The sequence below is a fragment of the Arthrobacter sp. DNA4 genome, from assembly GCF_024362385.1.
In the GTDB taxonomy this organism is placed as follows: Bacteria; Actinomycetota; Actinomycetes; order Actinomycetales; family Micrococcaceae; genus Arthrobacter.
This window is the reverse complement of sequence record NZ_CP101466.1, coordinates 4,101,793-4,113,084: the sequence shown is the minus strand read 5'-3', so window position 1 is coordinate 4,113,084 and position 11,292 is coordinate 4,101,793. Positions and strand designations below refer to the sequence as shown.

General features: G+C 67.8%; 10 protein-coding genes. 8 read left to right on the top strand and 2 right to left on the bottom strand.

Annotated elements, in window-relative coordinates:
* The first annotated feature begins 27 nt into the window (after positions 1-27).
* Genes NMQ03_RS19070 through purU form a run of 5 tightly spaced genes read left to right on the top strand, consistent with a single transcriptional unit; the run spans position 28 to position 6,329 of the window.
* A complete protein-coding gene (locus NMQ03_RS19070; protein ID WP_142070553.1) occupies positions 28-432 on the top strand; it encodes a sarcosine oxidase subunit delta in 405 nt (134 codons plus the stop codon).
* Positions 429-3,371 (top strand): 2Fe-2S iron-sulfur cluster-binding protein, encoded by a 2,943-nt coding sequence (locus NMQ03_RS19065; RefSeq protein ID WP_255173506.1) that lies wholly within the window; start codon positions 429-431, stop codon positions 3,369-3,371. The genes NMQ03_RS19070 and NMQ03_RS19065 overlap by 4 nt, the downstream gene beginning before the upstream one ends.
* Positions 3,364-4,014, top strand: coding sequence for a sarcosine oxidase subunit gamma (locus NMQ03_RS19060; protein ID WP_255173505.1), 651 nt, complete (start codon positions 3,364-3,366; stop codon positions 4,012-4,014). Before NMQ03_RS19065 ends, NMQ03_RS19060 begins: the two co-directional genes overlap by 8 nt.
* Positions 4,014-5,429 (top strand): L-serine ammonia-lyase, encoded by a 1,416-nt coding sequence (locus tag NMQ03_RS19055; protein WP_255173504.1) that lies wholly within the window; start codon positions 4,014-4,016, stop codon positions 5,427-5,429. The genes NMQ03_RS19060 and NMQ03_RS19055 overlap by 1 nt, the downstream gene beginning before the upstream one ends.
* Positions 5,430-5,432: 3 nt before the next feature.
* Positions 5,433-6,329 carry a formyltetrahydrofolate deformylase gene (purU, locus tag NMQ03_RS19050; protein WP_255173503.1) on the top strand — a complete coding sequence of 299 codons (897 nt, stop codon included), beginning with the start codon at positions 5,433-5,435 and terminating at the stop codon, positions 6,327-6,329.
* A 77-nt stretch (positions 6,330-6,406) separates the two neighbouring features.
* On the opposite strand, the gene NMQ03_RS19045 is transcribed toward purU, so the two are convergent.
* A complete protein-coding gene (locus NMQ03_RS19045; RefSeq protein ID WP_255173502.1) occupies positions 6,407-6,997 on the bottom strand; it encodes a TetR/AcrR family transcriptional regulator in 591 nt (196 codons plus the stop codon).
* A 170-nt stretch (positions 6,998-7,167) separates the two neighbouring features.
* Here NMQ03_RS19045 and NMQ03_RS19040 point away from each other — a divergent pair, with 170 nt between their 5' ends.
* The 3 genes from NMQ03_RS19040 to NMQ03_RS19030 all read left to right on the top strand — a co-directional run bounded on the left by NMQ03_RS19040 (position 7,168) and on the right by NMQ03_RS19030 (position 10,471).
* Complete coding sequence (locus NMQ03_RS19040; RefSeq protein WP_255173501.1) at positions 7,168-7,512, top strand: cupin domain-containing protein; 345 nt, start codon at positions 7,168-7,170, stop codon at positions 7,510-7,512.
* 9 nt (positions 7,513-7,521) lie between these two features.
* On the top strand, positions 7,522-8,892 hold the full coding sequence (locus NMQ03_RS19035; RefSeq protein ID WP_255173500.1) for an NAD(P)/FAD-dependent oxidoreductase: 1,371 nt from the start codon (positions 7,522-7,524) through the stop codon (positions 8,890-8,892).
* A gap of 103 nt (positions 8,893-8,995) precedes the next feature.
* A complete protein-coding gene (locus NMQ03_RS19030) occupies positions 8,996-10,471 on the top strand; it encodes an APC family permease (RefSeq protein WP_255173499.1) in 1,476 nt (491 codons plus the stop codon).
* Here NMQ03_RS19030 and NMQ03_RS19025 read toward each other — a convergent pair.
* Positions 10,464-11,093 carry an AmiS/UreI family transporter gene (locus NMQ03_RS19025; protein WP_255173498.1) on the bottom strand — a complete coding sequence of 210 codons (630 nt, stop codon included), beginning with the start codon at positions 11,091-11,093 and terminating at the stop codon, positions 10,464-10,466. The two genes, NMQ03_RS19030 and NMQ03_RS19025, sit on opposite strands and share 8 nt — an antisense overlap.
* Between the last annotated feature and the right edge of the window lie 199 nt (positions 11,094-11,292).

The window sequence follows — 11,292 nt, the reverse complement described above, 5'->3', positions numbered from 1 at the left end:
GCCGCCACCAGAAAAGGACTAACGCACATGCTGCTGATCCCATGCCCCAACTGCGGCCCGCGGGACGAAACCGAATTCCACTACGGGGGACAGGCCCACGTCCCGTACCCCGAGAACCCCAACGAGCTGAGCGACACGGAGTGGTCCCGCTACCTCTTCTACCGCGAGAACCCCAAAGGCATCTTCGCCGAGCGCTGGGTCCACAGCACCGGCTGCCGCCAGTGGTTCAACATGCTCCGCGACACCGTGAGCTACGACATCAAGGCTGTCTACCCGATGGGGGCGAAGCGGCCCGACCGCTCCCCGGACGGCGCACCCGAAACCGGGACCGCCAGCACCGGCCCTGACAGCACCACCACGGGAAGTGCCGCACCCAGCACCTCCACCACGAGCATCCTCAGCACCACCGCCCCGGAAGGAGCGACCAAGTGACTTCCCAGAACGCCCGCCTGGCTACCGGCGGCCGCATCGACCGCACCATCTCCTGGCGCTTCACCGTGGACGGCGAGGAGTTCACCGGCCACCCGGGTGACACCCTGGCCTCGGCGCTGCTGGCCAACGGCCGCATCGCCGCCGGCAACTCCCTCTACGAGGACCGTCCCCGCGGCATAATGTCCGCCGGGGTGGAGGAGGCCAACGCCCTGGTCCGCGTGGAAGCCCGCTTCCCCGGCCACGTGGCCGAATCCATGCTCCCCGCCACCACCGTTTCCCTGGTGGACGGACTCCAGGCCACCCTGCTCAACGGCCTGGGCAAGCTGGACCCGGAGGACGACCGCGCCGAGTACGACAAGAAGTACGTCCACACCGACGTCCTGGTCATCGGCGGCGGCCCCGCCGGGCTCGCCGCAGCCCGCGAGGCTGTCCGCACCGGCGCCAGGGTCATGCTGCTCGATGACCAGCCCGAACTCGGCGGCTCGCTGCTCTCCGGTTCCACGGCTCGGGGCCTTGCCGAGACCATCGAAGGAAAGCCCGCCCTGGAATGGGTGGCCGACGTCGAAGCCGAGCTGGTATCCGGCGCCGAGTCCACGGTCCTGAACCGCACCACCGCGTTCGGCGCCTACGACGCGAACTACGTCATCGCCGTCCAGAACCGCACCGACCACCTCACGAGCCCCGCCGCCCCCGGTGTCTCCCGCCAGCGGATTTGGCACATCCGTGCCAGCCAGGTGGTCGTCGCCCCGGGCGCCCATGAACGCCCCCTGGTGTTCGAGAACAACGACCGCCCCGGCATCATGCTCGCCTCCGCCGTGCGCAGCTACCTGAACCGCTACGGCGTGGCCGCCGGCAAGCGGGTGGTCATCAGCACCACCAATGACAGCGCCTACGCCGTCGCGGCCGACCTCGCCGCCGCCGGCGTCAAGGTCGCCGCCGTGGTGGACGCCCGTCCGGCCCTGACCGCAGCGGCGACTGCCGCCGTCGAATCCGGGATCCGGGTGCTGATCGGCAGCGCGGTGGCCAACACCTCCGCCGGCGCCGACGGCCGCTTGGACGGCGTGACCGTCCGCAGCATCAACGACGACGGCGAGCTCACCTCCGGCGTCGAGCAGATCGCAGCAGACCTGCTGGCTGTGTCCGGCGGCTGGAGCCCGCTGGTCCACCTGCACTCCCAGCGCCAGGGCAAGCTGCGCTGGGACGAGGAGCTGGCAGCCTTCGTGCCCAGCACCGAGGTCCCCGCCCAGCAGACCATTGGCGACGGCCGCGGCTCCTTCGCCACCGAAGACTGCGTCGCGGAGGGCATCTCCGCCGGCGCGAAGGCGGCCATCGCCGCAGGCTTCGAATCCGCCGTCGAACCCTCCGTGTTCGGCGACCCGAAGGCCTCCGCCCCCACCCGCCAGCTGTGGCTGGTGCCGGGCGAGAACGGCACCCCGGACGACTGGCACCACCACTTCGTGGACTTCCAGCGCGACCAGTCCGTGGCGGACGTCCTCCGCTCCACCGGAGCCGGCATGCGCTCCGTGGAACACATCAAGCGGTACACCTCCATCAGCACCGCCAACGACCAGGGCAAGACCTCCGGCGTCAACGCCATCGGCGTCATCGCCGCGGCCCTGCGCACCGCCGGCGAAGCCTCCCGCGGCATCGGCGACATCGGCACCACCACCTACCGCGCCCCCTTCACCCCGGTGGCCTTCGCGGCACTGGCCGGACGCCAGCGCGGGGAACTGTTCGACCCCGCCCGCGTCACATCGATCCACCCTTGGCACGTGGCCAAGGGCGCGCTGTTCGAGGACGTTGGACAGTGGAAGCGGCCCTGGTACTACCCGCAGGCCGGGGAGGACATGGATGCTGCCGTGCTGCGCGAATGCGCCGCCGTCCGCGAATCCGTGGGCTTCATGGACGCCACCACGCTGGGCAAGATCGAAATCCGCGGCAAGGACGCGGGGGAGTTCCTGAACCGGATGTACACCAACGCGTTCAAGAAGCTCTCCCCGGGTTCGGCACGCTACGGCGTCATGTGCACCCCGGACGGAATGATCTTCGACGACGGCGTGACCCTCCGCGTCGACGACGAGACCTACTTCATGACCACCACCACCGGCGGTGCCGCCAAGGTGCTGGACTGGCTGGAGGAATGGCTGCAGACCGAGTGGCCGGAACTGGACGTGCAGTGCACCTCCGTGACGGAACAGTGGAGCACCATCGCCGTCGTCGGGCCCAAGTCCCGTGAGGTCATCGCCAAGGTGGCACCCGAACTGGCTGCCAACGGCGGCCTGGACGCGGAAGCCTTCCCGTTCATGACCTTCCGTGAAACCACCCTCGCCTCCGGCGTACGCGCCCGGATCTGCAGGATCTCGTTCTCCGGTGAACTTGCCTACGAGATCAATGTGCCGGCCTGGTACGGGCTGAATACGTGGGAATCCGTTGCTGCCGCCGGGGCCGAGTTCAACATCACCCCCTACGGCACGGAAACCATGCACGTGCTGCGCGCCGAAAAGGGCTACCCGATCGTCGGGCAGGACACCGACGGCACCGTCACCCCACAGGACGCCGGCATGGAATGGATCGTCTCCAAGGCCAAGGACTTCATCGGCAAGCGCTCCTACACCCGGTCGGACGCCCAGCGTGAGGACCGCAAGCACCTGGTCAGCGTCCTCCCCGTGGACGGCACGCTGCGGCTGCCCGAAGGCACCCAGCTGGTGGAAAAGGGACGCTCGACCAACCCCGCCTACGGCCCCGTGCCGATGGAAGGGTTCGTCACCTCCAGCTACCACAGCGCAGCGCTGGGCAGGTCGTTCGGCCTGGCCCTGATCAAGAACGGACGCAACCGCATCGGCGAAACGCTGGTGGCAGCCGCCGGCGACCAGCTGGTGGACGTGGTTGTCGCAGAAACAGTGCTTTTTGACTCTGAAGGGACCCGTAAAGATGGCTGAAACAGCAGCATCCCCGACCTCCGCTAAGACCAACGCCGAGAAGAACCTCGCCGCCCGCGTCAGCCCGGCGCGTCAGCTGGCGGAAGAATTCGCGGCCGGCTCCCTGGCAGGCACCGTTGAAATCGCCGAGGTGCCCTTCCTGACCATGGTGGGCCTCCGGGCCCTCGCAGGATCCGCCGCGGCGGAGCGCCTGGCCGGTGTCACCGGCGGACTCCCCGCCGGCTCAGGCGCCGTGGCAGGCAGCGGCGACGTGTCCGTCCTGTGGCTCGGCCCCGCCGAGTTCCTGGTGGTTGCACCTACCGAGGCGCACGAATCCCTGGGAGGGGACCTCATCCCCGCGCTCCGGGACGCGCTGGGCGGCGACGCGGGCCAGGTGGTGGACCTGTCCGCCAACCGGACCACGTTCGAACTGACGGGCCCCCGGGCGCGCGCCGTCCTGGAAAAGGGCTGCTCGCTGGACCTGCACCCGCGGGTCTTCAAGGCCGGCACCGCCTTCTCCACGGAAATCGCGAACATCCCTGCCATCCTGTGGAAGACCGGTGACGAGTCCTTCCGGATCTTCCCCCGCGCTTCCTTCGCCGAGTTCCTGGGCCGGTGGCTGCTGGACGCCATGCGGGAGTACGCCTCGCCAGAGGTCCCCTGATGGCGCTCAGCGTCCTTGACCTCTTTTCCGTCGGCATCGGGCCCTCGTCGTCACACACGGTGGGCCCGATGCGGGCGGCCAAGCTGTTCGCCGACGGGCTGAAGGGCGACGGCCAGCTGGCCGCCACCGCCCGGGTGCAGACCGAACTGTTTGGCTCCCTCGGCGCCACCGGCCGCGGGCACGGCTCGGACAAGGCAGTGGTCCTGGGGCTGAAGGGCCTGGACCCGGAAACCGTGGATACCTTCACCGCCGACGACCAGGTGGCAGCCGCCGCGCTGGACGCCGAACTCCACATCGCGGGGGCGCACCGGGTGGACTTCAACTGGGAAGAGGACGTGGTGCTCCACCGGCGCAAGTCCCTTCCCGCGCACCCCAACGGCATGACCTTCCGGGCCCTGGACCACACAGGTGCCGTCCTGAGCGAGCGGAGCTTCTACTCGATCGGCGGCGGCTTCGTGGTGGACGGCGACGCCGAGGGCGGGGACAAAGTGGTGCCGGATGACACCGTGCTGCCCTACCCGTTCTCCACGGCGGACGAACTCCTGCAGATCTGCAGCCGCGAAGGCATGTCCATCTCCGACGTCATGCTGGCCAACGAACTCACCTGGCGCAGCGAAGCGGAACTCCGCGAGCAGCTGCTGGGGCTGTGGGCCGTTATGCGCGAATGCGTGGAGAACGGCTGCAACGCCGAAGGCATCCTGCCCGGAGGCCTGAACGTCACCCGCCGGGCGCCCGCCCTGTTCCGCACCCTGACGGCCTCGGCCGCCACCGCCGAAGCCGCGGCAGCGTCGCCGTCGCCCGTCCAGGCACCGGCGGACCCGCTGCTGGCGATGGAATGGGTGAACCTCTTCGCGCTGGCCGTGAACGAGGAGAACGCCGCCGGCGGGCGGATCGTCACCGCCCCCACCAACGGAGCCGCGGGCATCGTGCCTGCCGTCCTGCACTACTACGTGAAGTTTGTTCCGGGAGCCGACGACGACGGTGTGGTCCGCTTCCTGCTGGCGGCGGCCGCCGTCGGAATCCTGTTCAAAACCAACGCCTCCATCTCCGGCGCCGAAGTGGGCTGCCAAGGCGAGGTGGGCTCCGCCTGCTCGATGGCTGCGGCCGGGCTCTGCGAAGTGCTCGGTGGAACCCCCGCGCAGGTGGAAAACGCCGCCGAGGTGGGCATCGAGCACAACCTGGGCCTGACCTGTGACCCCGTGGGCGGCCTGGTGCAGATCCCCTGCATCGAGCGGAACGCGATCGCCAGCGTGAAGGCGATCAACGCGGCCCGGCTGGCCCTGCACGGGGACGGCAGCCACAAGGTCTCGCTGGACAAGGCCATCAAGACCATGCGTGACACCGGAGCCGACATGAAAACCAAGTACAAGGAAACCTCCCGAGGAGGCCTCGCCGTGAATGTGATCGAGTGCTGAGCCATGACTGTTACTGAAACCCATATCCCCGCATCAAAAGCGCCCACCACCGTGGAACACGTCCTGACCCTGGACTGCCCCGAGGGGCCTGGCATTGTGCACGCCGTCTCCGGGTTCCTGCTGGAGCACGGCTGCGACATCATCGACAACAAGCAGTTCGGTGAGCGCTCCGAAGGCCACTTCTTCATGCGCGTGCACTTCGTCTCCGAAGGCGATGAGTCCACGCTGGACGTTTTGCGGTCTTCGTTCGCCCCGGTGGCCGAAAAGTTCGGCATGCGCTGGCAGCTGGAACGCCACGGGTCCAAGCGCAAGGTGCTGATCATGGTGTCCAAGTTCGGGCACTGCCTCAACGACCTGCTCTTCCGCGCCCGCATCGGCGAATTGCCCGTGGACGTGGTGGCCGTGGTGTCCAACCACCGGGACCACCAGGCGCTGGTGGAGTGGCACGGCATCCCGTTCCACCACATCCCGGTCACGGCGGAGACCAAGCCCTCAGCGGAAGCTGCGCTGATGGAACTGGTGGACGGGCTCGACGTCGAACTGGTGGTGCTGGCCCGCTACATGCAGGTGCTCAGCGATGACCTGACCCGCCAGCTCGACGGCCGGGCCATCAACATCCACCACTCGTTCCTGCCCAGCTTCAAGGGTGCCAAGCCTTACCACCAGGCCTACGCCCGCGGTGTCAAGACTGTGGGTGCCACCGCGCACTACGTCAACGCGGAGCTGGATGAGGGACCCATCATCTCCCAGCAGGTGGTGGACGTGGACCACACGTACGGGCCCGAGGACCTGGTGGCCGACGGCCGCGACACTGAATGCAAGGCCCTCTCCAACGCGGTGAAGTGGCACTGCGAAGGACGGGTCATCCTGCAGGGCAACCGCACCGTGGTGCTCCGCTAGCGGTTCTCAGCTAAACACTGTCAGCGCGGCTGGCTGCCTTCCGGGCAGCTGGCCGCGCTTTCGTTTGCCCGGAAGTCCTAGCCGCTCTGTGCTCCCCGCCGCAGGAGAACCGCCTGGTGCACTTCCTCCAGGGCGCCAGCGATCTCCTCCCGCCCCACGCCCGCGAGGTACTGCAGCACCAGTCCATCCAGCGCGGCGAACAGTGAGCGGGCCACCACGTGGACGTCACCCTGGACGCCGAAAGCCTCAAGCCCCTCCGACAGCGCGCCAACGTAGCTCTCGTACAGCCTGGCTACCGGCCCCGCCAGCTCCGGGCGGCGCCGGGCCTCGAGGATCATCTCGTACTGGAACTCCTGCAGCCCCGGATCTTCAAGCAGCAGTTCCAGCAGCGCCTCCGTGAAAGTCCCGCCGTTTTCGGCTGCTTCCCGCAGCCGTGACGCGCCGATGGACTGCTCCGATGACCACAGGAGCGCTGCCTCGATCAGGGCGTCCCGGGTCCCGAAATGGTGGGCGACCAGGCTGTTGTTGACGCCCGCCGCCTCCGCCACCGCACGGTATGTGAGTCCGCGCAGGCCCTTCTGCGCCACCACATCCACCGCGGCCCGAAGCAGGGCTTCGCGGCCCTTGCCATATCTGGGCGCGGCGGGACGGTCAGGGAAAGCGGTCATAGCCCGATTCTAGCCAGCCGCCGCCGGACAAAAAGCAGCCCTTGACTTAAAACTAAGCAATTGCTTAGATTGCTTTCCACACGGTGATGCCCGTCACAGGGCCCGCCGCCATTCCACACATCTCCCGCGGCGAGACCGTTCCCCGCCGCCCCTTCCCCTCTGGAGTACCCATGACCACCACCCCTTCCTTCACCACGTCCGCTTCCCTTGACCCCGGCAGGAATGAGCCCTTCGAGCTCGGCCAGGTGCAGTGGGTCCGCCGCTTCGGCGAAGGAGACAGGCCTGGGCTGGCCTGCGGCTACTGGCACGTCAATCCCGCAGAAGCCCCCGAACCCTTCAATCTCGTCATGGAAGCCGACGAGGCCATCCACATCATCGAAGGCCACCTCCGGATCGAGGTGGAGGGCGGCGGCACCTATGACCTCACCGCCGGTGGCGCCGCCTCCTTCAATAAGGGCGCCCGCACGAGGTGGGCCGTGCTGGCCCCCACCGTCGAATTCTTCGTCTACTCATAGGGGTCCGGGATGGCACAGCACAACAGCGCCATGGAGCAGGACCTGGACGTTGTCATCGTGGGTGCCGGGTTTGCCGGCCTCACCGCCGCCCGCGAACTCACCCGTCAGGGCCTGAAGGTGCGGATCGTCGAAGCGCGGGACCGCATCGGCGGCCGGACCTGGCTGGACCACCGGCTGGGCCGCGACCTGGAAATCGGCGGCACGTGGGTCCACTGGACCCAGCCGTACATTTGGGCGGAGTTGAAGCGGTACGGCATCGGAACCGTAGCGAGTCCGGAGCCCCAGCGGGCTTTCTGGTGGGCCGACGGCGGCCGCCGGGAAGGTGCCCCCGGTACCTTGCTTGACCTGATAGGCCGCCACAACGGCGAATTCACCAAGGAGTCCCGGACCTACTTCCCTGAACCGTTCAGGCCGCTGGCTACGGATGCCTTCAAGGACATCGACCACATCTCGGTGCAGGACCGGATCCGGGAGCAGTTTCCCGCCGGCAACGCCCGGGACATCCTCGAATCCTTCTGGACCCTGAACTTCAACGGCCCCTTGGAGGACGCGGCACTGACCCAGGCCCTCCGTTGGGTGGCCTTGACCAACGGTGACTGGGCCGTCAACTTCGAAGCCTGCGCCACGTACAAGATCCAGGGCGGAACCGCCGCTCTGGCCGAGGCCATCCTTGAGGACTCCCGTGCCGCCGTCGACTTTGGTTTCGCCGTGGAGGGCATGACGGACGACGGCGGGAGTGTCACCCTGCGGAGCGCGGACGGCCGGACCATCAGCGCCAGGGCCGCCATTGTCACGGTCCCCCTTCCCGTCCTGGGAACCATCGACTTCCAGCCGCCGCTGCCGCCGGCCAAAGACGAAGGCGCGCGGTCGGGGCAGGTGTCCAGGGGCGTCAAGGTGTGGATCCGGATGCGGGGAGAACATGCCCCCTTCGTGGCGCTGGGACAAGCGGACTGGCCCCTGAACTTCTTCCAGGCTGAGTACATGCTCGACGGCGACACAATCGTCGTCGGCTTCGGCCCCGATGCAACAAAAATTGACGCGTCAGACGCAGCGGCAGTCCAGGATCAGCTGACCCGGCTGGTGCCCGGCGTCGACGTGCTGGACGTTGCAACCCACGACTGGGTGGCGGACCCGCTGGCGGGGGAGACCTGGCCGATGCACCGGACGGGTTTCCTCGGCAACCACCTCGCCGCGATGCAGTCCGGGCACGGCAATGTGTTTTTTGCCGGGTCAGACATTGCCAACGGCTGGGGCGGCTTCATCGACGGCGCCATTGAGAGCGGCATGGAAGCGGCGCTGGCCGCCGCGTCGCGGCCCGGCCCCCGCTCCGCCCGTCCGGCCGCCCAGGAACCAGTGCCGCAAAATCCTGCACTGCGCTGACAAACAACAACTCGTCGCTGGTGGACAAAGGGCTTCGGCGCCCCGCTGCCAAGCTGGATTCCACAGCAATTTTCCCGAACTCATGACCGTTAAGAAGGATCAAATGAGTATTTCGAATTCCGAGCCCCGGACCACTGACGCTCCGGCCAAGGAGCATTCAACGGCACTGCGGGCCGGCAGCATCGGCGTCCTGGGCATCCTCTTCTTCGTCTTGTCGGCACAGGCGCCCCTCACGGGGATCGTGGGCGCCTCACCGCTTGCCGCAGCGCTCGGCAACGGTGCCGGCGCGCCCGGCGCCTACCTGATCGTGGGCATCGTCATCGTGATCTTCGCCGTGGGATTCGTGGCGATGAGCCGCAGAATCCAGGCCAACGGCGCCTTCTACGCCTACGTCACCGCAGCGTTCGGCAGGAAGACCGGTGCCGGCGCGGCCTGGCTGGCCCTCCTGGCCTACAACACCGTCCAGGCCGCCATGTACGGGCTCTATGGTGCGGCGTTCTCCGGGCTGCTGGCGTCCATCGGACTGGATGTTCCGTGGTGGCTGCTCGCCCTGGCCACCATGGCCGGCGTCCAGGTGCTCGGCTCCCTGAACATCGAACTCGGTGCCCGCGTGCTGGCCCTGCTGGTGGGACTCGAGGTGGCCATCCTGCTGCTGTTCGGCTTCACCGTCCTGCTCCACGGCGGTGGCCCGGAAGGCATCAGCGTGGCCGCGTCCTTCTCGCCCGAGGCCATCGGGGCCGGAGCGCCGGGCGTAGCCATCATGTTCGCCGTGGCTTCCATGTTCGGCTTCGAGTCCACGGCCATCTATTCGGCCGAGGCCAAGGACCCGCACAGGACTGTCGCCCGGGCCACCTACCTGTCCGTGGGTGTCATTTCCGTCTTCTTCTCCTTCATTTCCTGGATGCTGGTCAGCTACTACGGCCCGTCCCAGGTCATGGACGCGGCCGGGGCAGCACTCGAATCCGGCGATGCCACGTCCTTCGTGCTCGGGCCCCTGGTGGAGCTGTTCGGGCCGTGGGCGGGCGTGGTGGCAGGCATCCTGCTGGTCACCTCATTGCTCGCCGGCATCATCGCCTTCCACAACGGCATCAACCGCTACCTGCACTCCCTGGCCCTGCGCGGTTCCATGCCCGCCGTGCTGGCCCGGACCAACCGGCACCGCGCCCCTGCCGTCGCCGCCTGGATCCAGACCGCAGCCGCCGTCGTCCTGGTGCTTCCCTTCGCGATCCTTGCCCTGGACCCGGTCCTGACCCTCTTTTCCTGGTTCAGCGGCCTGGCCGTGGCGGCGCTGCTGGTGCTCTACATGCTGTGCTCGGTGGCGGTGGTCAGCTTCTTCCGCCGCGAACGCGCGGGGGCACAGCTGTGGCAGACCCGGATCGCCCCCGTCCTGGCAACGGCGCTGCTCGCCTGGGTCCTGTTCCTGGTGGTCAGCAATTTCACGGCCCTCATCGGCGGCAGCGCCGAAACAGCAATCGCCCTGCTCGCCGCGGTGCCCGTGGTCTTCCTGGCCGGGGTGCTGGTGGAATCCGCCATCGAGCGCCGCCACCATGCGGCCAGCCTGGGCCACGCACTTACCTGACGCTGACGGCTTCTCCCTTACTGGCCCGGCGCGGACCGCAATGTCCGCGCCGGGCCAGAACGCGTGCTGCAACGAAAAGCCCGGCCAGGAAGGCTGCTGCGAGCCAGGCCGCCCAGTCGCTGCGGGGCCACACGCCGGACAGGCCCAGGAACGCGGGAACAGTGGCAGTAACCTGGCTGGCGAGCACCAGCGCCCAGCCCGTGAACAGGTCCAGCCGCGCGGCGCCGAATGCAGCCGAGGCGAACAACAGCCCCCACAGCACCGACCAGCCCACCCAGAGCGCCGCGAGCAGCGGATCCGTCCCGATCCACGCGCCCGCCACCAGCAGGCCGAAGAACGCCACCATGCCGCAGAACCAGCCCAGGCCCTTCGAACCCAGGGCCAACAAAACATCCAGCCCGGCATAGGCGTACGTCAGCCCGAACAGGAACATGCCGGCGGCCGTCAGGAGGTGTTCAGTGCCGGTACTGCCAGTGGAAAGATGGACGACGCCGAGTACCAGCTGGGTGCCGCCGAGCAGCAGGCTGAAGGTGGCGGAGTCGCGGCGGGGGAGACGCCCCAGCGTGGCGAGCCCGTTGACCAGCAGCGCGGCCCCGGAGAGGAGAAGGCAAATGAAGGGCATCAGCGCAGCTCCCCTGTGCAGGATGGATGCAACTTCTCTCTCACAATATGGAATATCTGTGTCACATTACGGAGATTAGCCGAACCATACCCGCCCGCCTACTGATCCCCGGTCGTAATCCGATAAGTTGAAGAGTAAACCTATGGGGCGACGTTGCTTTTGCGCTGTCCCTCGTTTCGGCTCAGGGGTAAGGAACAGT